Source organism: Mycoplana azooxidifex (genome assembly GCF_014196765.1).
GTDB lineage: Bacteria > Pseudomonadota > Alphaproteobacteria > Rhizobiales > Rhizobiaceae > Mycoplana > Mycoplana azooxidifex.
This window is the reverse complement of sequence record NZ_JACIEE010000016.1, coordinates 25,012-46,831: the sequence shown is the minus strand read 5'-3', so window position 1 is coordinate 46,831 and position 21,820 is coordinate 25,012. Positions and strand designations below refer to the sequence as shown.

Below are 21,820 nucleotides of genomic sequence, written 5' to 3'. Positions count from 1 at the left end.
TGCTAAAGCTGCATGTCGAGGTCGTCGAAGCCGATGATCTCGGGCGTTTCGGCCACGATATACTGGCCGTTCAGGAAAGCCAGCAGGCGTTGAAAAGCCCGGCCCTGCACTTCCACGAACTCGAAATCGTCGAGCTCCGTCCAGTTCGCGCCCAGCATCAGCGCATTCTGGCCAAGCTGGCTGAGATCGGCGAGGAAAGCCGCCCGCGGCGCATCGAAGCCGGTACGCGTCAATGTGAGCCGCACGGCCTGCAGCACCGGTCCGTCATCCGCATCGCGTGCGGCCAGCGAGGCATGGCGCATATCCTTGAGCGCCGCCCGGCTGCCGGCAATCGAGGCAAACACGCTTTGGCTTGCCAGAAACCGCTCATGCACCTCGCGAAACTTGCCGTCAAACGTATAGGCCGAAAGATCTCGAACAGCGCGAAAGGCTTCAAGTCCGGTCTGTTCCAGGCGTTCCAACTGCGGGTCCAGCCTCTGCAAAAAGGCCGGCGGACATTTGAGTGCATTGACCAGCGCCCGGATGGCCCGCTCTTGGCCTTCTCCGCGCCACTTGAACCATTCGAGGCACAGCGGCCAGGCATGCTTGAGCACCTCGGCATAGGCTTCATCGACCCGCTCGCCGAGGCGCGCGAAGCCGGCAAGAACAAGTGCCATCAGAGCCGGCGCGCGTGACGGGTCCTCGTCGTCATGGGCAAGTTCGGCGGCAACCGCCAGCGCAAGCCGCGCGCCCGCACCTATCCCGATCGCCTGCGCAAGGCCGGAGAATGTGGCGTTGTCATTGGGTGTCGCCGGTGCCAGCACGATGGCGCAGATATCCTGCACCAGTCGCACGGACGATGGGTTGCGCGGATCCTTGTCGATCGCCGCCGCGACATGGGCGAGCGCCAGCGCGATACGCACCTCGCGCTGCCTCTCCTCGGTCTTGCCGCCGCGATCTTCTCCCTTCACCGCCTGCTTGATAATCGCCGCGATCGCCCCGCCCGCCTTGTCGAGCAGGCTGGAAACCTGTTCCGGCGACAGCGAACGCACCGCCGCATGCAGCGTTTGCGCGGCGACGAAGGCGCCGGACGAAGCAAGGCTGTGCTCTATGCCGGTTGCGGCTGCGGCGCGGTTATCCCGCGGAACTTCGACCTGATCGTCGTCATCCGCCGCACCGGAGGAAATCCGTCCGGCGACATTACCCGCCAATTCTTCGAACAAAGGCGGCATTGCCTCGTTATCCGTCAGTGAAATCGGTTGTATCCGCCTCTGTGCATCGGTGACGGCGGACGTCGTGGTGGTGGTGGTCAGCGCCGTGCCGGCAAGCTGTTGCCTGGCATGCGCCCCCAGCGACCCCTGCTCCTTTTCCAGATCCTCGATCTCGGTCCAGTTCTTCTGGACGGCGTTATCGAGAAAGGTCTGGCCCATATTCGCCAGGCCATCGAGCAGCGGAAACACCGGATTGTTCATGACGCACCGTCTCCATTCGTCACGAATCCGCGCAGGATCTCGAACGTGCCGCGGAGCGCACCCATCTGATCAAGCAGCAGCGGCACCAGGAAGGTAAGATACAACACCATCATGAACGAGAAGAGCAGGTTCTTCACCGCCAGCGACAGATCGAAGACATGCAGCTGCGGGGCCATGCGCGACAGGAAGGCCATCATGATATCGACGATCAGGATGGCGATGACCAAGGGCGCGATGATGAGCACGCCGATCTGCATGATGCGGTCGAGCACATGCAGGATGCCGGTAAACGCCTGTGCATCGAGAACGGGGGCAAGACTTGCTGCCGGCCACAACTGATAGCTGCGATAAAACCCGTCGAGCAGCAGCATGAAGCCGCCGGACATGAAGAACAGCGCCAGCAGCGAAATGGTCAGTAATGTCGCAGTTACCGAGGATTCGCCGGCAGCCAGCGGATCGACAAGCTGCGACATGGTGGAGCCGCGCTGCAGGTCGATCAGATCGCCCGCCACTTCCGCCGCCCAGAAGGGAATGCCGAAGGCAAGCCCGATCAGGGCGCCCACTACCATTTCCTTGATGAGCAGACCGGCAAGGTCGAAACTCGTCGGCTGCCCGCTCAGCGCCAGTTGCTGAAAAATCGGAAAGATCATCGGCAGCGAAATCGCAAAGGCCACCGCCGAGCGGATCACGCCCGTCAGGCCAAGCCGCATGAAGGCTGGCGTCAGCATGATCATGCCCATCGCACGGGCAACGGCGACCGAGGCAGCGACCAGCACCGGATAGGCAAATTCGGTGATCGCTGCCGTAGCCGCCGCGAGGTTCATCTCAAAAGACCTATCGTGTCAAAGAAGCGAAATTGTCCAGCGACTGGCTCGCCAGCGTTCCGACCTGAACGGCCAGAAGCGGCCCCACGAAAATCAGCATCAGCATCACCGCCACGAGTTTCACCGCCTGCGGCAGTGTCTGGTCCTGGATCTGCGTCAGCGCCTGAATGAGGCCGACGGCGATGCCGATGATGATCGCCACACCCAGCGCCGGCGCAGAGACGATCAGCACCGTCACCAGCGCACGGTTCATTTCGTTGAGGAAAATCTCCTGCCCCATCAGCTATCCTCCGTAGCTCAGGATCAGTCCGTGCATCAGCCGCGACCAGCCCTCCACTGCCACGAACAGAAAGATCTTCAGCGGGATGGAGATCAGCGTCGGCGACACCATCATCATGCCCATGGCCATCAGCACGTTGGCAACGATCAGATCGATCACCAGAAACGGGATGTAGAGAAGGAAACCGATCTCGAAGGCACGTGTCAGTTCGGATGCCACGAAGGCCGGAATCAGCACGACGAGATCGTCATCCTTCAGCTCGGCGCGTGCCTCGGGTGACCACACGCTGTCCGTCGCCTGGATGAAGAACTCCCGTTCGCGTTCATTGGCAAACCGCTGGAGATAGTTGCGCAGGGGATCGGCCAGCGTTTCCCCGACACTGCGCAAGCCCTCGACGCTTTCGATATCGATCGGCCGGTTTTCAACCGCCCGGTACATATTGCCCACCAGCGGCGTCGTTACGTAGACGGTCAGGATCAGCGCAATCCCGTAAAGCACGAGGTTCGGCGGCGATTGCTGGATGCCGAGCGCATTGCGGATAAGAAACAGTACGACTGAGATTTTTAGGAAACCCGTCATCGTCACGACCGCCAGCGGCAGAAGACCGATCGTCGAAACGACGATGATAATGGCAATCAGGTTGGGCTGGAATTCGGTCATGATGTCTTGATGCTTTATACCGGGGCCGCGGGCAGGAGATGAACTATGCGTGCGCCCATGCCGGCGCCGACCATGACGAGTGCGCCGCGGCCGATCCGTCTGTTGTCGATGACGATATCGACGCCCGTCTCATCGAAATAGGAAAGCGGCAGCGGCTGGCGTTGTTTCAGCGAGTCGATCTCGCTCAATGTCATCGAGGTGCGGGCAAATTCGACGACCATGTGCAGGACATGTGCGCCGGCCTGCCCATCTTGGCTATCCGACAGCGACCCGACCATGGCCCGACGCGCCTTCGGATAGAAGGGGCCATCCAGTTCCACGCCATCCGACTGGCGCCGGACCGGTGCGATCAGCTTGCCGTCGATCACTATGACCGGTCGATGCGTTGCGAGCATGACGATATCGCCCGGCCGCAGGCTTTCCAGTTCGTCGCGCGTTATATCCTGAGATCCGGCTTCGATGACGACCTCGGCAATGACGCCGGAAAGATCGGCCGGCGCCGGCGGCTGGATGCGATCGAGAAAATCGGCCCATGCCTCGGCCAGGCGCAGCGGCAGTTGCAGCCGCAGCGGCAGCATGTGTCCGTCGGCTGCGACCGCCAGGTCAAGCGCATGCGAAAACGTGGCATCATCGCCTTCGCCGAAGCGAATGTCTTCACCCAGCTGGGTTTCCAGAAGCCGCAGAAGATCGAGGCCTGCCAATTCCAGCAGCAGCGCGCGCTGCGGCGGCTCTTCGTCGATCAGCGCACCTTCGAGACCGAGCGGTTCTTGCAGCCATTCAATCAGCGCCGATGACAGATGCAGGCGGCAGGTGTCTTCACTGACCCGCACCGGCACCGTTACGGCACCCCCCTCGGAGAATCTCTCACCAAGGTGGAACTCAACTTTCCTTTCACCCAGCACGCAGGCAATCGGCGTGCGCATCCGCGAAAGCCGTTCCGACAAATCGGCCGGCGGCAGTTCGGGCTGCACCGCCAGCACGCTGACGACACTTGCCCCGCCGCATCCGGTCCCGAAATGCGCGCCCGTATCTCTCAGCATGACATCCGCACCCGGTCTGCGCTCATTTCTTCCGCTTCCTGCTCCACCACGGCTTCTGCTCGCGCCTGGTCCGCGGTTCGCAATCTGCTTTCCGCTTCTGCCAGCCTATCGCGCTCAAAAAGACGATGCCGCCATTCCGCCTGCGCTGCAGCCAGTTCCCGCTCGCAGTCGTCAAGTACGGTAGAGGTTTTTTCGCGCTCACCGATCAGGGCCTCGCGACGCTGGTCGGACACACCGAGCAGCTCATGCCGGCGACCGAATTCACCGGAGGGAAGCGGCTTTATCTGCATGGCTTCCAGAAATCGCTGTTCCTGCCGGTCGGTCTCATGTTCATGCCTTTCAATCGCAACTTCGGCATCTGAAACGGCCCGCGACGCATCCCGCAACCGCGCCGCCGCAACTGAAACCGCCGCCTTTGCCCGCTCCTCTCGAAGCGAGCGCAAAGCCAGAAGCTTCCCGAGATCCGATGCACCGCTCATCCGACGATCTCCGTCATGCGTTTGATCGTCGTCTCGATATCGCAGATCTCGTCCGAAGGCTGGCGCAGGAAGGCTTCGATTGCATCGCGCCGCGCCACCGCCGCGTCGGCCTTCGCATCGTTGCCCGCCTTGTATTCACCGACGCGCAGCAGCAGTTCGATGTCGCGATAGGCCGCCATGTTCTCGCGGATGGTGCCGGCAAGATCACGATGGTCTTGACCGACCACCGTGTTCATCAGGCGGCTTCGGCTCTTCAGCACGTCGATCGCCGGAAAATGGTTGCGCTGGGCAAGTTCGCCCGACAGCATGATATGGCCGTCGAGGATCGCCTTGGTTTCTTCCGCCACCGGATCGAGTCCGCCATCGCCCTCGGTCAGCACGGTATAAAGCGCCGTGATAGACCCGCCCCTGCCCGGCCCCGCACGTTCAAGCAGGCGCGGCAAGGCGGCAAAGAAGGACGGCGGAAAACCGCGTCGGGTCGGAGGTTCGCCGGCCGCAAGACCGATCTCGCGCTGCGCGCGGGCGAAACGCGTCACCGAATCCATCAACAGCAGAACATTGCGGCCGCGGTCGCGAAAATATTCGGCAATGGCGGTTGCAACGTAAGCGGCCTTGACGCGTTCGATCGCCGGCCGATCCGACGTCGCCACCACGGTGACTGCCTTTTTTCGCGCCTGCGCGCTCAGTTGAACATCGACGAACTCGCGCACTTCGCGGCCACGCTCGCCGATCAGCCCGACAACGATCACATCCGCCTCTGTGCCGGCGACGATGGATGCGAGAAGCGACGACTTGCCGACGCCAGGCTCACCAAAAATGCCGACACGCTGACCGCGGGCAACGGTCATCAGGCCATCGATCGCCCGCACGCCGAGGCGCAGCGGATGTTCGATAATGTCGCGCTGCAGCGCATCCGGCGGATCGGCCTGAACGGGATAGGTTTCGGTCGTGGCGATCATCTCTGCCTCGGCATCGAGCGCCCGGCCGAGCGGGTCGATCACGCGCCCGAGCAGCGCCTCGCTGACCGGCACGCGCAGGGCACGCCCCGTCGCAATGACCTCGGCGCGCGCCGACATGCCCTCGAGATCGCCGATCGGCGACAGCACCGCGCGTTCATCCTCGAAACCGATCACCTCGGCCGGCACCTGCCGTCCGGTCACCGGATCGCGCAGATGGCAGAGCTCGCCAATGCGCGCCTGCGGCAGACTGGCATGAACGATGACGCCGCGGATTTCGCGCACGCGGCCCCGTGTCGGGCGTGTATCCACGGAGGACACAGCCTGCGACAGACGCGGCAGAATGGCATTGAGATCAGGACGGCGCAGCTGGCTCATGCGCCGCTCCGGTCCTGTTCCACCATGGCGGCGCGGATCGCTTCAAGCTGCGCGTCGATGCCGACATCAATGCTGGTCGAAGCCGTCGTCACCGTGCATTGCCGTGACGAAAGATGGCGATCGGTTGCGACACGCACCGTCGTCACCATAGGGCCGAATGCGGCAAGACGCTGTTGAACCTCGGCGGTCAGATCCGGGGCCACATTGACGACGACGGCCTTTTCCTCGCGCAAGGCCTCCAGCGCCTGCCGGGCCGCCCGCGCCACAAGCTCAGAGTCATCGATCGTGCCGATAACCCGCTCGACAATCTCCATGGCCAGCGCTGCAACCAGGGGCTCGACAGAGGCGAGATAACGTTCGACATCGGCCTGCGTGCGCATGAGAAGTGCTGCAGCCTCCGCCTCGCCGGCCTTGCGGCCGTCAAGACGTCCGGCCTCACGTGCTTCCGCTACCTCGTCTTCGGCAGTGGCACGAATTGCAGCCGCCTCGGTCCTGGCACGTTCGAGAAACGCAAAACCATCGATCCAGCTATCGGCCTCTTCAGCCCGGATGATACGGGCGAGCGGCCGGTTCGGCATTTCCGTCATGCGTTATGGCCCGTATTGGACGCCAGTCGGCGCAGGATCAGCGGCCCGCGTTCGAGGATGGCGACATCTTGTGTCACCGGCACGGCATGGTCGTTCGGCCACTTCAGCCGCACGCGCCGCGACAAAGGCAACGGCAAAGCGGCAATCCAGGCGGCAAGGCAGGCCTCGCCTTCCAACTTCACGGTCGCTTCGAGCGCGTCCAGATCCATCGTCTTAGGGCGGTCAACCGCAAGGCCCACATGCCGGCGGGCATCTTCCAGGCCATCGGCGCCAAAGCGCTCGGCCAGGGCTGCCAGAACGGGACCACGGATTTCCTGCAGGAACTCGCGAGCGCGAAGGATAACGCCTGCCCGGACGGAAAGACCTTCAAGCTCCTCGCGCGAAAGTCCGGCAAGGGCTTGATCCTCCTGCGCACCGCCTCTCTCGTCGATCTCGGCCAGATCATAATGTCGATGCAGCACGCCGGCGAGGCGGGCGGCAAAACGCGGCTCGCTCGTCAGCTTTTCCGGCAGTCCGGCAACACCGGCACTGCGAAAACATACGGCCATGCGGTCCGGGTGAAGGTGCGAAGGCATATCGCTCATCGATAGCTCTCCAGCTGATAGGTTTTCTGGCCGCGCTGGCGCCAGACCACTGCGACCAGAGCGCCGATGAGCACGACGACCAGCAGCCCCAGCCCGCCGACGATCCACATCGCCCGCGAAACGCTGCTTTCCAGCATCCAGAGGCCAATGAACGAAACCATCGGCTGCGTTGTCGAAGCCGGCTGCGCGACGGGTGCAGCCACAGGCACAACGGAGACCTTGTCATAGGACAAGCCGGCAATGCCGTTGGCAACCAGCGTCTTGATCTGCGGAATCAGCGGATCGATCCTCAGGCCCGGTTCGTGCCGGATAAAGACGGAGGCCGACGATGGCGAGGCTTCGCGGCGCAGGGGATCATTGTCCGGCAGCACGATATGGATGCGCGCCGAAAGCACGCCGTCGATTTCGGACACCGTCTTCGACAGTTCCTCCGACAGCGCATAGAGCATCTTTGCGCGCTCCTGCATCGGCGAGGCGACGAGGCCCTCCTGCTGGAAGATTTCGCCCATCGAGGCAAAAGCCTGTTTCGGCAGGCCGGCATCCTCGAGCACGCGCACCGCTTCGGAAAAACGGTCTTTATCAACGACGACTTTCATCTTGCCGTCTTCCTGCAAGACGCGACCGGCCGGAATGCCATTGCGCTGCAGCGTCGCGACCATGGAGTTGGCCTCGCGCTCGGCAAGATTGGTATAGAGATCCTCCTGACAGCCGGTCAGGATCAGGGCACACAAAATGAGCGCCGCGCCCGCGACCTTGCGCAGCGGCGCGGCGGCGAAAGAGGTGAGAAACCCCACAAAGCGCGCGTTTATCACTGGCCGCGCAACAGGGTATTGGCCGCGCCCGACACCTGCGTCGTGCCGCGCACCACCATCTGGGTTTCGATCGAATGATCGAATATCATGCTGAGGGACTGGATGACCTTGTCAACCTGGCTCTGATCGACAGGAACGGCCGAATTGCGCGTCTGCGAAAGATCGGTTCCGCCCGTACCCTTCGGGCCGACACTGACGAGTTCGCCGCCGGTCGCCTGCGGGGTGCGCTGCGTCAGGCCGCTCGCACGCTCGGCAAAACTGCCGCTACGCTCGAAGAAACCTTTGAGATTCTGCAGCACTTCCTGCCCAAGCTGCGATGGTCCCGCGCCTTCCGGGAGGGATTGAGCTTGGGCTGCAATGTGTTCGAACAGATTCTGCGTTGCCTGCGGCACCGCGTCCTGTACGGCTGTCGGCTGCGGCACACCCGCAGCAACGATCGGTGTCGTCATGACTTTCCCTCCGAAAGGATCGCGTCAGGCGATTACTCGTCGGACATTGCCTCGTTGAGGATATCGTTGGCGCGCGGCATGATGATCATCTGGCCGCCGATGGTGATGGCGCCCTCGATCATCATATCTTCCAGCTCGGGCGTAATTTCGCCGCTCTGCGCATTGTTCACGGCTGCGTCGAAAGCGGCTTCACCGTCGGTCGTCGAAAACGAAACGGAATCCACGCCGGATACAGGGGTCGTTGCCATGGGTCTTGCTCCTCTTATTCGGGTTGGACGAAGGCAGAACGCCTTCCGCCCGTCTCAAGGTCGAGCCACCCGCTCCTTGCGGTCCGCATTCTCGCGGTCCGAACCGGACTGGTGGTTATCTGCCGGTCCGGCCGAGACGACTTCCGTCATCACCCCGCCGCGAAACACGCGCACTCGCGGATCGTCGCCAATGACGACAGGTTCCGGTTGCATGCGTTCCACGAGCTGTCCAACGACGTTGATGTAAGCAGGTGGTCCTGACACGGTTATGACATTGCCGTTGCGCGCGGCGCGCAGCGAGAACCGTTCGTCAGCGAGGCCCAGTTCACGCATCTCGCTTGCCACCACATCGCCGCGCAGACGGCCGGCATCGATGACGCGCGTCACGAACTCCTTGTCGGCGCTGACATGCAGGACAGAGCCATCAAAATACCAGGTCAGTCCGTTTGTATCGGTCAGACGATCCATGAACTCGCCGGCAGTCTTTGCCTCGATCCGCCCCCGCACGCGACCGGTCACGGCATCCGACAGCACGACCGGCAGGCCGAGATTGCGCCCGAATTCCGTCAGCGCGACGCGCACGTCCTGATCGAGAACGACGTAATTGTAGGGGGAAGCAAACCATGCCGGCGTCGCAGCCATCGCCGGTATAGGCATGATTACGGGCAGTGTAGCCAATGCACCAGCGGCAATCAGCAGCCTTGCGCCCGACCGAAAACCGGCAACGGTCGCTTTCAACGCATAAGCTGGCCAAACCCAAAACCTCATGTTGAAAGGCTAGCGGATCGAGCCGGCTGAATGAACCAGCCAGTATGAAACTTTAATGAAATTTCGCTGTATCGATTCGCGACCCGCCGGGTCGCTCAGCGCACCTGAGCGTCCTTCCAATAGGTGTTGGCAGACACGTCCAGGCCCAGCCGATCACCGCGGAAAACGACCGGTATCCCGATACCCCGACGATGGGCTTTCTGTTTTCCGGAATTTTCTCGCTTGAACTTCCATTTCAAAATCCTTCGGCATAAATTACTGATATTTAACGATAATGATTCAAATGAGTTGGTGGCCCGACCAGCGGAATGTGCGTTAACGTTCCGGCAATAATCCTCACTTTGTCGTTAATCTGTTGAAAACGCTAACTAGGTTTCCCCCGTCGCGGCTCTTTCGGGGAGAGCGGCGTGAGGCGGCGCTTCAAGGCGGCGCAATCGATGACCCTAAACAGGAAAATGGAGGCCATCATGGCTACTGTAAGCCCTACTTCTGGCGGTTCTGACGCAGCTATCGCAAAGATGGAAGCTGCTTTCGATGCAGCCATCGAAAAGTCGGCAAAGATCACCGAGATCACGACCGAGAAGAAGACCGAGCTCGACGCCACCAAGCAGCGTCCGCAGAACTAATCCGGTTCGGCGCGGGCGGCAAAATCGTCCGCGCCACCACCACGCCACCCACTATGACGGTGTGGTTTTCGTGGCCGATTTGCGCCAATCGGTCTTGTGCAGAATTGCTTCGATGAAGGGGGTGCAACCGTGTCGTCGAATAGTCTGAGTTACCCCAGCGCCACGGCGCTGACGCCGGCCATTCTTGCAACGAAGCCGGGAGCACTGGCACTCGACGTGCTGTCGGGCCTGCACTATGGCGTGCGTGCGCCGATCGACGGCGACGTCTGCACGATCGGCTCCTCGCCGGGCTGCGATCTCGTCCTTTTGGACCGCGATATCGCCCAGGAACATCTGCAATTGCGTTTTTACGGCCAACAGGTCGCGGTCAACGCCATCGGCGGCCCCGTGATCGTCGAGGGCCGTGCGCCGATTCAGCGCGGTTACGGCTGCCGTGCCAAACTGCCGGTCACGCTGGTGGTCGGCGATGCAAAACTGCGCATCGCCCGTGATGCATCCTCTAGCTTGATGACAAAACGCTGGGGACCGTATGTCGCCGTTGTGGCCGTCGCTTTGGTGGTGATGCCGATCGTCGCCGTACAGGCCGGCATCTCGGGCCTTCTGCCGCAGAAAGCCGCCTCCCCGGAAGACAGTCTGACGGTCGGCACCGTTCCCGCTACCTCGCCCGCCCCGACAGACGCCGAAATCGTCGGCACGCTGCAGCAGAAGATCGCCGAAGCCGATCTCGGCAATCTCGCCGTGACGGCTGACGGTCGCCGCATCGACGTTTCGGGACAGGTGCCGCCAACCAGGATGGATGCCTGGCGCGATGTGCAGCGCTGGTTCGACCGCTCCCATGGCGGACGTTACGTGCTGACCAGTCTTGTTTCGGCAGCCGCCGTTACCGATGCCCCGAAATTCATCTTCCAAGCCGTGTTCTTCGGCGACAATCCTTATGTCGTCGATGCCCGTGGCGAGCGCCGGTATCCGGGTGCCGCTTTACAGGACGGCTGGATGCTGAAGTCGATCGAGAACGGCCAGATCCTCGTCGTACGCGCCGGGCAGGAGTTCAAGCTCACTTTATGACGCGCAGCACACGTTCAGGAGGTTCGCGATGAACGAGACGCTGCGACCCGTCACTATCGAGCGTCAGCGCCTCGACAAGGCGTTGACGGAAGCGGCCAAGCGTGCCGATCCGGTCAGCCGTGCTCAGATCGAAGCGTTCGAAAGTGCGCTGCGTGTGCGTCGGCGCGGCAGCCTTGCACATGGCGCTTCGCTGAAGGGTGAGATCGACCAGCTGACCATGCCGGAAATTAAGGACTCCGGCATCTTCGGCAATGAACGGACGATGAGCCTGATCGATCACGTCATCACCGCCGTCCTGCCCCGTCTCGATGCCAACGAGGACGTGACCTCCATCGCCAGGGCCATGCTGGAAGAAGAGGTCGACCGCCGGCGCGACCTTCAGGCGCGCATGGAGGAGGGAGGCGATATCGAATGAACAGAGCCGATAAGGTGGAAGCCGAATCCGCCGAGTTGATGCATTCGCTCGGCTATATCTACATGCGCAGCGGCCAGAAGGGGCGCGGCCTCGTTTTCCTTTTGATCGCCAACCGCATCGAGCCCGAAGACCCCGGCATCCTGCGCACGCTGGCAGCAGCGCTGATCGAAAATGGTGCCGGCGAACGCGCGCTCGGCGCACTCGAAAAGCTGACAATCCCGAGATTCGTGTAACCTCCGGCACGTCGACCGAACAGGTCGATGCCTTCATGCTCGAATCGGACAATTACTTTGCCGACCTCGAACAGGTCGCGACAGACTATCTCCGCCACCACGACGGGGGAGGGCTACCGGCCGGTGCGTCCTGGTCCGACGAGGATTCGGTCGTCGAGAATGGGCAGTCCCGACGCTTTCGCCTGCTGAAGGAGGCCACCTCGCAGATGGCGCGCCCGACCGTGGAGGCGATTGTCGCCACTCACCCGGCGCTCGCTTCCGAAGAGGCGCACGCCTTGGCGACATCGGCGCTCCATGCTTATGTCGCCGCAGCGATCCTGATGCCCTACGATGCTTTCATCGCCGCCGCCGAGCACTGGCGCTACGATCTTGACCTGCTGTCGATGAAGTTCGACGTCTCCTACGAACAGGCCGCACACCGTCTTGCAACGCTTCGCCGTCCGGGCGCCGAGGGCGTGCATTTCGCCTTCATGCGCTCCGATCCGTCCGGTTATGTCACGAAGCGGCTTCCCCTGCCGCGCCTGCCCTTGCCGCGCTACAGCAATGCCTGTCCGCTCTGGGCGATTTATGCTGCCTTTCAGGCTCCGGGGGCGGTGGTGCGGTCGTTCGGCGAACTGCCGTCCGGCGACCGTTTTCTCTTCGTAGCCCGGGCGATCGAAAAGACGCGACAGTCGGTGGTGTTGCCCAGGCGTCTGCTCTCGATCATGCTGGCCTGCCCAGCCAGCGAGGCAGGCCGCGTCGTCTATGGCGACGGGATCGACGGCAACGACCCGAAAGCAATCCTCCCGGTCGGCACGTCCTGTCGCTTGTGCCCACGGCAAGATTGCAGTCATCGCCAGGAGGCGCACCTCTTCCTGTGACGCGGCCGCAGTATCAAAAATGTATCCCGCCGCCGCGCGATATGTGTAGGATAAAACAAAAATGCTTTAGTGAAGGGGAGGTCGCGGGGCATTGTTCAAAACGCGCGTGCTCATCGTGGAGGATGAGCCGAACATCATGGAGTCCCTGAGCTTCATCCTGCAACGGGCCGATTTCGACATCGACACCGCGCCGGACGGGGTCGAGGCGCTCCGGCAATTGCGCAGGCACACCTATTCGGCGCTCATCCTCGACCTCATGCTGCCGGGGATCAGCGGTCTTGACGTGTTGCGCTCGGTGCGCTCCGACAAGGCGCTCGAGGCCTTGCCGGTGATCGTGCTGTCGGCCAAGGGGCAGGCGGCCGACCGCAAGGCGGCAGAAACGACCGGTGCAACCGCCTTCATCACCAAACCCTTTTCCAATGCGGAAGTCATTGACCGGGTCCGCGAACTGACGGGAGGTTGACGTGGGGACCAGGCGATCCGACGGCCAGGGCTTCCGGGACCTGGCGGTGATGCTCCCGATCTCCGCAGCGCTGCTGCTGATGCCGCCGCTGATCCGGATATTCGCCACGCCCGGTACGCTTGGCGGCATTCCGTGGATCGTCGTCTATATCTTTGCGGTGTGGGCCGCGGCCATCCTTGTCGCCATCGCGGTGGCCCGCCACGCGCATCAGGCACCCGGCGGCGATCCGGAAGCCCGCTCCGACCCGACCGAGCGACGGTAGCGCCGTGCTGCCCGTCAACCTGGTCGTCCTCGTCTGCCTTGCCTACGTTTCGCTGCTGTTTCTTGTCGCCTTCGCCGGAGACCGCAAGGCGTCCAGGGGGCCGTCCGGGTGGCTGTCCTCGCCGCTCGTCTATACCCTTTCCATCTCCATATACTGCACGTCGTGGACCTTCTTCGGAGCCGTCGGCTCAGCCGCGCGAAGCGGCGCGGAGTTCGTGACGATCTATCTGGGGCCCGTCGTGGTCTTCGCCGGCTGGTGGCTCTTCCTGCGCAAGCTGGTCACCGTCGGTCGCGTCTATAACACGACCTCCATTGCCGACCTCATATCGGCGCGGTTCGGCAAGAGCCCCGCCCTCGGTGCGTTGATCACCATCATGGCCCTGATCGGCACCACGCCCTACATCGCGCTGCAGTTGAAGGCCCTCACATCGAGCTTCCAGGTGATCACATTTCCCGCCGGCGCCGTCGTCGCCGCGAGCGTCGAGCTGGAGCCCGATTTTGTGACGGCCTTCTGGGTCGCGATCGGCCTCTGCGTCTTCTCGATCCTGTTCGGGGTGCGCAACATCAATGTCAACGAGCACCACCACGGCGTCATCGCCGCCATCGCGGTGGAGGCGCTGGTGAAGCTGTCCGCCTTGCTCGCGGTCGGCCTCTGGGTCGTCTTCGCGCTGGCCGATACGTCGGCCACGGTCTTCGAGAATGCGCCCGTCAGCCTCGCGAACCCCGACAGTTTCGGCACGCGCTGGGTCGCCCTGTGCTTCCTTGCCGGCGCGGCCGTCATCTGCCTGCCGCGCCAGTTCCAGGTGACAGTGGTCGAGAACACATCGGACCGACAATTGCGCACCGCGTCCTGGCTGTTCCCGCTCTATCTCTTCCTGATCTGCCTCTTCATCCTGCCCATCGCAATAGCGGGACTGCGGTTCCTCCCGGAGGGATCGGATCCCGACCTGTTCGTCCTGACATTGCCGCTGACCGCCGGCCAGGATGCGATTGCGCTGCTTGCCTTTCTCGGCGGCTTCTCCTCCGCGACGTCCATGGTGATCGTCTCCTCGATCGCGCTGTCGACGATGATCTCCAACCACATCGTCATGCCGATCGCGGTCGGCCTCGGCATGGTGGCCTCCGCCGGAGGGCAGACCACGCGCGGCTTCATCCTGCGCGTGCGACGCACGAGCATCTGCGTCATCATCATGCTGGGTTTCGTCTATTTTTGGCTGAGCGGCACGTCGGGCGCGCTCGCGGCGATTGGGCTGATCTCGTTTTGCGGCGTGGCGCAGTTCCTGCCGAGCCTCGTCGGCGGCCTCTATTGGCGCCGCGCAACACAGGCGGGCGCGATTACCGGCCTTTCGGCTGGTTTCATCATATGGTGCTACACGCTGTTCCTGCCGAGCTTCGAAGGTGCCTTCCTGCTTTCTGCGGAAGTCATCGAAAACGGGCCCTTCGGTTGGTTCTGGCTGAAGCCGCATGCCCTGTTCGGGCTCACCGAATTCGACCCGCTCGTGCACGCCCTGTTCTGGAGCATGTCGATCAATATCGCCCTTTTCATCGGCGTCTCCCTCCTGACGGAACCGACCCCGCTTGCCCAGTTGCAGGCAACGCTTTTCATCGATGTCTTCCGACGGCAGACTGAGAGCGAGTTGAGCGTAATCCGCCGCACGGCGCGGATTTCGGAATTGCGGCAGCTGGCGGGACGTATCCTTGGCCCGGAGGAAACGATCCTGCTGTTCCAGGCCGAAGAGACCCATGAAAGGTCTTCGATCGCCAGCGACGAACTCATTTCGCTGGTGGAGGCGCGGCTGGCCGCCAACGTCGGCGCCGCTTCGGCCCGCTCCCTCGTCTCACAGGTCGTCACGAGCGAGACGATCGGCGTGGAGGAATTGAAGCGCCTTGCCGGTGAGGCGGAGCAGATCCGCGCCTATTCGGCCGAACTGGAACGCAAGTCCCAGCAGATCGAGGCGACGGCGGCAGAGCTGGCGAAGGCGAACCGGCAGTTGCGCGAGATCGACATCCAGAAGGACGAATTCCTCAGCCAGGTCAGCCACGAGGTGCGCACGCCGATGACCTCGATCCGCTCCTTCAGCGAAATCCTGCTCGAGCACAGGGACCTCGATGAAGCCCGCAAGCTCCATTTCCTTGGCATCATTCAATCCGAGAGTTTCCGCCTGACCCGCCTCCTGGACGGAATTCTCGACCTGAACACGCAGGATCCCGGTGAACAGACATGGGAGAACGAGGCTTTCGATCCGGAAGCCGCGATCGATCACGCCATCGAGACCTGCGAGCCGTTGGCGCGGGCAGCTGGTGTGAAGATCAGGCGCCGCCGCGCCCGAAACGTCCGCGTCATCGGAAGCCGTGATCGCCTGACACAGGTTTTCATCAACCTGATTTCGAATGCGATCAAACACAACCCGAACAAGGGGCCGGAGGTGATGGTCTCCAGTTTGAGAAGGGGTGCGAGCTACGAGGCTCGCGTCAAGGACAATGGCCCCGGCATCGCAGCGGATAATCGCGAGAACATATTCATAAAATTCTACCGCGGTCGTGATGCCCTAGCGAGTGGCGTTGGTTTGGGACTGCCGATCAGCCGACAGATTGTCAAACGCTTCGGTGGAGAGCTTTGTCTTTCGGAAGGAAAGGCAGTGGGTGCCGAATTCATCGTTCGGCTGCCGATGTATCGCACAAAGGCTGGTGAAGCCTGAGAGTGCCGTACAACAAGGCCGCTACCATGCAAACGACTACCGCGTCACATCGAGCGCGCGGAGTATGTCGATCAGCCGCGGCGCCATCTCGCGGATTTCCGTGAGGTGGATGGCGGTCAGCCGCTCGAGGATGGCATGGGCCTTGTCCGTCAGCGCGAGGGTCTGACGGCGACGGTCTGCGGGATCGACTTGGCGGGTCACGTAGCCGGCCGCGACGAGCCGGCCCACGAGTTCCGTCGCCGAATGAGGGGCGATCAGCAGCTGATCGGCAAGCTTGCCGACAGTCATGGCCTCCTCGCCGCGATAGCCCCGGATCGCCAGCAGTGCCTGGTGCTGCTGGGCTGGAAGCCCCTCCTGGTGCGCGGCCGAGGTGCTGAAATCCATGAAGCGACGCAGCGTGTAGCGCAGGTTGGAGAGGGCCTCGTAGTCGGCATCGCTCAGCCTGTCTTTCGGCATTCTCCCCGCTCCCGCGCTCAGTAGCCGGCCCGACCCGGCGAGACCGTTTTGTCCGGCTTACCGCAGGAGCGGCCGATGGGCTAGGGCAATCGGCGGTCAGTTCAGGCCAGTTCCTCTGTTGATTTATGTCGTATTACGATGTATTTGCAGCCGCCTTCAACACAACAGCGACGAGAAATGCCATGCCGCAGACGAAGCCCCACCACCGGCCGCACGATTTCACGGGCGGCCTCGCCCGGCGCGAGGCCGGGGATTTCACGACGGATCGGCGTGTGCTGGCGCTGATAGGCATGGCGCTCGTCGTCGGCACGGGCGGCGCCCTTGCGGCGAAGCTGCTGGTGATCCTGATCGCGCTCGTCACCAATCTCGCCTGGTTCGGGCAGTTGAGCCTTGCGGCCACCTCCCCCGCCGACGCCCCGCGCTCGCTCTGGATGGTCGCAACCCCTGTCATCGGCGGCCTTGTCATTGGCTTGATGGCCCGGTTTGGATCGGAAAAGATCCGTGGCCACGGCATTCCCGAAGCCATCGAGGCGATCCTCATCGGAGGAAGCCGCATGTCGCCGAAGGTCGCCATCCTGAAGCCCCTGTCTTCGGCAATCTCCATCGGCACGGGCGGCCCCTTCGGCGCCGAGGGGCCGATCATCATGACCGGCGGGGCGATCGGATCGCTCTTTGCCCAGTGCTTCCATATGAGCGCAGCCGAGCGCAAGACGCTTCTCGTGGCAGGCGCAACCGCCGGCATGACCGCCATCTTCGGCTCGCCGATCGCGGCAGTGACGCTCGCCGTCGAACTCCTCCTCTTCGAATGGAAGCCGCGAAGCTTCATTCCTGTTGCGCTCGCCGCCTGTGTCTCTGCGTGCTGGCGTCCCTTCCTGTTCGAGGCAGGCGCCCTCTTTCCGCGGCAGTTCCACATGGACCTGCCCTGGTGGGGCATCGGCCTTTGCGCCGTCGTCGGCATCATCGCCGGCCTGCAATCAGGCCTGCTGACGACGCTGCTCTACCGGATCGAGGATGCCTTCGAGGCGCTGCCGATCCACTGGATGTGGTGCCCGGCGATCGGCGGCCTTGCCGTCGGCCTAGGCGGCCTGATCGAGCCCCGCGCGCTCGGCGTCGGCTACGACATCATCGACGACCTCTTGAACAGCCGCATGCTGCCGCAGGCCGTGCTGACAATCCTCCTGGTGAAGGCCGCCATCTGGCTGGTATCGCTGTCGTCAGGCACGTCCGGCGGGGTGCTTGCGCCGCTCCTCATCCTGGGCGGGGCCCTCGGATGGCTGGTCGGCCTGCTGCTTCCCGGCGATCCGGGCTTCTGGGCGCTGCTCGGCATGGCCGCGATGATGGGCGGCACAATGCGCGCGCCGCTGACCGGGACGTTCTTCGCGGTCGAACTCACCGGCGACGTTTCGAGCCTGCTGCCGCTGCTTGCGGCGACGATTTCCGCCTATGCCGTGACGGTGCTTCTCCTGCGCCGGTCGATCCTGACGGAGAAGATCGCCAGGCGGGGCCAGCACATCACCCGCGAGTACGGCATCGATCCCTTCGAATATTCCCGCGCCCGCGACATCATGATCGACGAGGTCGATACGCTTCCCGCAGGGATGCGCGTCGGCGAGGCTTCCGCCTTCTTCGCCACCACCGAAAAAACGCACCGGATCTATCCGGTCGTCGACGAGAGCGGACGACTGAAGGGCGTCGTCTCGCGTGGCGATGCGCTGCGGTGGCAGCAGGACCCGGCGCTTGCGGACCAGAGCCTCGACGAGCGCGTATCCGATACCTCGGTTCCGGTTGCCCATCCCGAGGACACGATCGGCTATGTTGCAGACCTGATGCTCGCGACCGACGTCGGGCGGATCCCCGTGGTCGATCCCGAAACGGGCCGGCTGCTGGGCCTCGTGGCGCGCAAGGACCTCCTGCGACTCCGCCACACCGCCAATACTCTGGAAAATGAGCGCAAGCCCTATCTCGGACCGCGCAAGACCGGCCCCCGGGGAGCAGGCTAGGCGCAAGTGTCGTCTGGACGCCCGGGCCCGTTCCGCACGAGCTATTCCTTCAGGGCCGGCTCGGTGTCTAAGTTGGCATCGACATGGGCCATCCACAGCCGGGCATGGTCGAACAGCAGCGCGAAATCGTAGCGCCATTCCAGAAGAAGCAGCTGCCAGACGCTGCCGTCGAGGGTGGCGAGGCGATCGTCGAGCCGCTGCCTCAACATGGCCAGTTGACCGGACCGCGAAAGGGCGGCCTCGTTCCCATCCGCCGCAGGAAGCGCCGCGCGTTGAAGCTGCCGGTCGAGTTCGAGAAGCTCGTTCTTCAAGACTGCCAGGTCTGCTGACATCGCCATGATCCCTTCCGAGATTGCTCATGGGAAGATTATATCGCAATACGATATAATACAAGACAAACAGAGAATTCACTTCATCCGATGCGGGCCCATGGTAGGACGCTGCAGGGAAATGACCGCCGGTCAGGTCGGAGACATCACGCAAGCCCAACCTCTTTTGGAAGGGCAGGCCGGAGACGACGGCTTGAAGCAGCGGGCCACAGCCCCGACCATTTTCAGCGATCGCCCAGCGAACGAATGCCGTAACCGGGCCACTTGCGATTTTTGCGGATCCCCGCCTTGACGGGAACCCGCGACGCCCGGCTGGCGGATGAACCTCAAATAAACAGTTCCGAATTCAGGTCGCCTGTGCCTGTCGCGATCTGGACCAAAATTTTGGCCAGCGCGTCATGCGCGGCATCGACGACGTCCGTCGGGACCTGAAAGTTGACCGAATGGTTCGTGAACCGTGACGCGACAGCATCACGGTAACCGAAGTTCGCAACCATCCCCTCGATCAAATCTGCGATTTCATCGGCGTTGCCGACGGCCTTCACCGACGGCTGAAAATGCAACTGGTCCCCCTTGAGCGCGAGGGCGAGGCGATAGCCATTCTTGGCCACCGGGGCGTTTGCCTCATCGTGGGCGGAGAGGGTCTGACCGGCTAAACGGTCGTTCTGCCCCGCGTTCCAATCACTGCTTCGTTTGAGGAAGCCCTGCCGGATCGAGCGCCGATTGTCTGCCGGTGCTCGTTTGCCGCGATCAGTCATGCCTTGAGCGATATGGAGCACCCGAACGCCTCGGCAAGGCTGCGGGGACACACGCAGGCCCAGCGCACTGGGTGCGTAGTCTTGACAGGGTACGAACCGTCGCCCCGTAGTTCGCGCGTACCAACAAGACGACGTCGCCCATTCGTATAGGGCCGGCACCCTTGCAAGCGTCAGCGCGCCTCGATGTTCAGACAGGCATGCATATGGCCAGGTTTGATCTCGCGCAGTTCCGGCCGGATCTCACGGCAATGGTCGGTCGCGATCGGGCAACGGGGATGGAAATGGCAGCCCGCTGGCGGATTGAGAGGTGACGGGATCTCGCCCTGGATCGGCATGAATTTCCGGCGCTGCATGGAGATCTTCGGCATGCCCTCGAGCAGCATGCGCGTATAGGGGTGGGTCGGTGAGGCGAAGAGCTCCGAGGTCTTCGCAAGTTCCACGACGCGGCCGAGATACATGACGGCAACGCGGTCGCAAAGATGACGGATGACGCCGAGGTCATGGCTGATGAAGATCATGGCCAGGCCGCTGTCGCGCTTGATGTCCATCAGAAGATTGATGATCTGCGCCTGCACGGAGACATCGAGCGCCGCCACGGCCTCGTCGCAGATCAGCATCTGCGGCTTGACCGCCAGCGCCCGGGCAATGCCGACCCGCTGGCGCTGGCCGCCGGAGAACTGGTGCGGATAGCGCCCGACGCTGTCGGCCGGCAGACCGACGCGGGCGAGGATCTCCACCACGTAATCCTTTACCTTTGCGCGCGGCACCACGCCATGCAGCACGGCTGCCTCGCCGACGATCTCGCCGACGCGCAGACGCGGATTGAGCGAGGAGAGCGGATCCTGGAACACCATCTGGATCTTCAGCGCATCGCGCTTGCGGGCCAGCAAGCTCTCATAGGCCTCGCCGCGAAAGCGCCGCTCGCCGGAGGACACCGGCAGGATGCCGGCGATCAATCGCGCCAGAGTCGACTTCCCGCAGCCGGACTCACCGACGACACCGAGCGTCTCGCCCTCGGCCAACGTGATCGAGACATTGTCGACGGCACGCAGCACCGTCGGCTGCCGGTCGTGCAGAAAATGGTTCGCCAGGTCGCGGAACGGACTGCTTCCGACCGTGAAGCTGCGCGACAGGTCATTCGCTTCGAAGATCGGTTCGTTCATGGGTTCAGTTCTCGAAGGGGTGAAGGCACCAGATGCGGTGCGTGTCGGACAGTTGCGTCGCCGGCACCGGTTCGCGGCAGATCTCCGTCACGCGCTCGCAACGGCTCGCGAAAGGACAGCCTTCGCCAAGCGCCATCAGCGAGGGCATGTTGCCGGGGATCTGCTTTAGCTTCTCACCAGGGACGTTTCGGGAGGGAACCGAGTCGAGAAGCTTGCGGGTATAGGGATGGCGGGCGCCACCGATGATCTCCTCGGTCGTGCCGATCTCCATCATGGCGCCGGCGTACATGACCATGATCCGATCGGCGAGTTCGGAGAGCGTCGAAAGATCGTGGGTGATCCAGATCATGCCGAGACCGCGCTCGTCGATCTGGCGGCGGATCTGATAGATGATCTGCGCCTGGATCGTCACATCCAGCGCAGTCGTCGGCTCGTCGGCAATGATCAGGTCCGGCCCGAGCAGCAGCGCGATGGCGATGACGACGCGCTGGCGCATGCCGCCCGACATCTCGTGCGGATAGGCGTTGAGCCGCTCTTCAGGCGACGGGATGCCGACGGCACGCAGCGCCTCGATGCAGCGCTTGTGCATCGCGTTGCGGGGCACATCTTCATGCGCGCCGATCGCCTCGTACATCTGGTCGCGCACCCGCATCAACGGGTTGAGTGTCATCAGCGGGTTCTGAAAGACCATGGCGATGCGGTTGCCGCGATAGCGGCGCATTTCCTCGAAGTCGAGCTTGGTTAACTCCTCGCCGTTGAGGCTGATCGAACCGGACACGATCCGGCCGGGCTCGTCGATCTGGCCCATGATAGACATGCCCGTCACCGATTTGCCCGAACCGGATTCGCCGACGATGCCGAGCACTTCTCCGCGGGAAACATCGAAGGAAATATCGCGCACCGACTTGATGGTGCCCTTCCGGGTAAAGAACCAGGTGTTGAGGTCATCGACCTGGAAGAACGCCTTGCTCACTGT

Annotated in this window: 27 protein-coding genes; 9 read left to right on the top strand and 18 right to left on the bottom strand. The window is 62.9% G+C overall.

From position 1 onward, the window contains the following. Positions 1-2: 2 nt before the first annotated feature. From GGQ64_RS26600 to GGQ64_RS26535, 13 genes are read right to left on the bottom strand one after another with little or no spacing between them, the layout of a single operon-like run. The gene (locus GGQ64_RS26600; RefSeq protein ID WP_183808330.1) at positions 3-1,451 is read right to left on the bottom strand and encodes a hypothetical protein; all 1,449 of its coding nucleotides are present in this window, start codon (positions 1,449-1,451) and stop codon (positions 3-5) included. Next, positions 1,448-2,275: a type III secretion system export apparatus subunit SctT gene (gene sctT, locus GGQ64_RS26595; RefSeq protein ID WP_183808329.1), complete on the bottom strand. Its 828-nt coding sequence runs from the start codon at positions 2,273-2,275 to the stop codon at positions 1,448-1,450. The genes GGQ64_RS26600 and sctT overlap by 4 nt, the downstream gene beginning before the upstream one ends. Positions 2,276-2,285: 10 nt before the next feature. After that, on the bottom strand, positions 2,286-2,555 hold the full coding sequence (locus GGQ64_RS26590) for an EscS/YscS/HrcS family type III secretion system export apparatus protein (protein ID WP_183808328.1): 270 nt from the start codon (positions 2,553-2,555) through the stop codon (positions 2,286-2,288). A gap of 3 nt (positions 2,556-2,558) precedes the next feature. Beyond that, the gene (sctR, locus tag GGQ64_RS26585; protein WP_183808327.1) at positions 2,559-3,215 is read right to left on the bottom strand and encodes a type III secretion system export apparatus subunit SctR; all 657 of its coding nucleotides are present in this window, start codon (positions 3,213-3,215) and stop codon (positions 2,559-2,561) included. A gap of 14 nt (positions 3,216-3,229) precedes the next feature. Further along, positions 3,230-4,195: a FliM/FliN family flagellar motor switch protein gene (locus GGQ64_RS26580; RefSeq protein WP_183808326.1), complete on the bottom strand. Its 966-nt coding sequence runs from the start codon at positions 4,193-4,195 to the stop codon at positions 3,230-3,232. Positions 4,196-4,248: 53 nt separating this feature from the next. Further along, entirely contained in the window at positions 4,249-4,734 is a 486-nt protein-coding gene (locus GGQ64_RS26575) for a YscO family type III secretion system apparatus protein (protein ID WP_183808325.1), read from the bottom strand. Beyond that, entirely contained in the window at positions 4,731-6,068 is a 1,338-nt protein-coding gene (gene sctN, locus GGQ64_RS26570) for a type III secretion system ATPase SctN (protein WP_183808324.1), read from the bottom strand. The genes GGQ64_RS26575 and sctN overlap by 4 nt, the downstream gene beginning before the upstream one ends. Continuing rightward, complete coding sequence (gene sctL, locus GGQ64_RS26565; protein WP_183808323.1) at positions 6,065-6,655, bottom strand: type III secretion system stator protein SctL; 591 nt, start codon at positions 6,653-6,655, stop codon at positions 6,065-6,067. The genes sctN and sctL overlap by 4 nt, the downstream gene beginning before the upstream one ends. Continuing rightward, positions 6,652-7,239: a hypothetical protein gene (locus GGQ64_RS27665; RefSeq protein WP_210300467.1), complete on the bottom strand. Its 588-nt coding sequence runs from the start codon at positions 7,237-7,239 to the stop codon at positions 6,652-6,654. Before GGQ64_RS27665 ends, sctL begins: the two co-directional genes overlap by 4 nt. Next, positions 7,236-8,033, bottom strand: coding sequence for a type III secretion system inner membrane ring lipoprotein SctJ (gene sctJ / locus GGQ64_RS26550; protein WP_343059586.1), 798 nt, complete (start codon positions 8,031-8,033; stop codon positions 7,236-7,238). The genes GGQ64_RS27665 and sctJ overlap by 4 nt, the downstream gene beginning before the upstream one ends. 14 nt (positions 8,034-8,047) lie before the next feature. Further along, a complete protein-coding gene (locus tag GGQ64_RS26545) occupies positions 8,048-8,500 on the bottom strand; it encodes a hypothetical protein (RefSeq protein WP_183808320.1) in 453 nt (150 codons plus the stop codon). Positions 8,501-8,532: 32 nt separating this feature from the next. Next, on the bottom strand, positions 8,533-8,748 hold the full coding sequence (locus tag GGQ64_RS26540; RefSeq protein ID WP_183808319.1) for a hypothetical protein: 216 nt from the start codon (positions 8,746-8,748) through the stop codon (positions 8,533-8,535). Positions 8,749-8,802: 54 nt separating this feature from the next. Next, entirely contained in the window at positions 8,803-9,486 is a 684-nt protein-coding gene (locus tag GGQ64_RS26535; protein WP_183808318.1) for a type III secretion protein, read from the bottom strand. A gap of 497 nt (positions 9,487-9,983) precedes the next feature. Between GGQ64_RS26535 and GGQ64_RS26530 the strand changes: the two genes are divergently transcribed. The 8 genes from GGQ64_RS26530 to GGQ64_RS26495 all read left to right on the top strand — a co-directional run bounded on the left by GGQ64_RS26530 (position 9,984) and on the right by GGQ64_RS26495 (position 16,138). Beyond that, positions 9,984-10,142, top strand: a complete 159-nt coding sequence (locus GGQ64_RS26530; protein WP_210300465.1) for a hypothetical protein — start codon at positions 9,984-9,986, stop codon at positions 10,140-10,142. A 96-nt stretch (positions 10,143-10,238) separates the two neighbouring features. Beyond that, positions 10,239-11,207, top strand: coding sequence for a SctD/MshK family protein (locus tag GGQ64_RS26525; RefSeq protein WP_183808317.1), 969 nt, complete (start codon positions 10,239-10,241; stop codon positions 11,205-11,207). Between the two features lie 28 nt (positions 11,208-11,235). Continuing rightward, the gene (locus GGQ64_RS26520; RefSeq protein ID WP_183808316.1) at positions 11,236-11,622 is read left to right on the top strand and encodes a hypothetical protein; all 387 of its coding nucleotides are present in this window, start codon (positions 11,236-11,238) and stop codon (positions 11,620-11,622) included. Beyond that, entirely contained in the window at positions 11,619-11,855 is a 237-nt protein-coding gene (locus GGQ64_RS26515) for a hypothetical protein (RefSeq protein WP_183808315.1), read from the top strand. Before GGQ64_RS26520 ends, GGQ64_RS26515 begins: the two co-directional genes overlap by 4 nt. Before the next feature lie 35 nt (positions 11,856-11,890). Further along, positions 11,891-12,715: a short-chain fatty acyl-CoA regulator family protein gene (locus tag GGQ64_RS26510; RefSeq protein WP_183808314.1), complete on the top strand. Its 825-nt coding sequence runs from the start codon at positions 11,891-11,893 to the stop codon at positions 12,713-12,715. A 91-nt stretch (positions 12,716-12,806) separates the two neighbouring features. Then, positions 12,807-13,178 carry a response regulator transcription factor gene (locus GGQ64_RS26505; RefSeq protein ID WP_183808313.1) on the top strand — a complete coding sequence of 124 codons (372 nt, stop codon included), beginning with the start codon at positions 12,807-12,809 and terminating at the stop codon, positions 13,176-13,178. A 1-nt stretch (position 13,179) separates the two neighbouring features. After that, positions 13,180-13,440, top strand: a complete 261-nt coding sequence (locus GGQ64_RS26500) for a hypothetical protein (RefSeq protein WP_183808312.1) — start codon at positions 13,180-13,182, stop codon at positions 13,438-13,440. Between the two features lie 4 nt (positions 13,441-13,444). Then, the gene (locus tag GGQ64_RS26495) at positions 13,445-16,138 is read left to right on the top strand and encodes an ATP-binding protein (RefSeq protein ID WP_183808311.1); all 2,694 of its coding nucleotides are present in this window, start codon (positions 13,445-13,447) and stop codon (positions 16,136-16,138) included. A gap of 36 nt (positions 16,139-16,174) precedes the next feature. On the opposite strand, the gene GGQ64_RS26490 is transcribed toward GGQ64_RS26495, so the two are convergent. After that, positions 16,175-16,594, bottom strand: coding sequence for a MarR family winged helix-turn-helix transcriptional regulator (locus tag GGQ64_RS26490; RefSeq protein WP_183808310.1), 420 nt, complete (start codon positions 16,592-16,594; stop codon positions 16,175-16,177). Positions 16,595-16,776: 182 nt separating this feature from the next. Between GGQ64_RS26490 and GGQ64_RS26485 the strand changes: the two genes are divergently transcribed. Continuing rightward, a complete protein-coding gene (locus tag GGQ64_RS26485) occupies positions 16,777-18,594 on the top strand; it encodes a chloride channel protein (RefSeq protein WP_183808309.1) in 1,818 nt (605 codons plus the stop codon). Between the two features lie 41 nt (positions 18,595-18,635). Here the strand turns inward: GGQ64_RS26485 and GGQ64_RS26480 are convergent, their stop codons facing one another. From GGQ64_RS26480 to GGQ64_RS26465, 4 genes are all read right to left on the bottom strand, one after another. Next, on the bottom strand, positions 18,636-18,932 hold the full coding sequence (locus tag GGQ64_RS26480; RefSeq protein ID WP_183808345.1) for a hypothetical protein: 297 nt from the start codon (positions 18,930-18,932) through the stop codon (positions 18,636-18,638). 317 nt (positions 18,933-19,249) lie between these two features. Next, entirely contained in the window at positions 19,250-19,702 is a 453-nt protein-coding gene (locus GGQ64_RS26475; protein WP_183808308.1) for a hypothetical protein, read from the bottom strand. Positions 19,703-19,851: 149 nt separating this feature from the next. Continuing rightward, the gene (locus tag GGQ64_RS26470; protein ID WP_183808307.1) at positions 19,852-20,844 is read right to left on the bottom strand and encodes an ABC transporter ATP-binding protein; all 993 of its coding nucleotides are present in this window, start codon (positions 20,842-20,844) and stop codon (positions 19,852-19,854) included. A gap of 4 nt (positions 20,845-20,848) precedes the next feature. Beyond that, a complete protein-coding gene (locus GGQ64_RS26465) occupies positions 20,849-21,817 on the bottom strand; it encodes an oligopeptide/dipeptide ABC transporter ATP-binding protein (RefSeq protein WP_183808306.1) in 969 nt (322 codons plus the stop codon). Between the last annotated feature and the right edge of the window lie 3 nt (positions 21,818-21,820).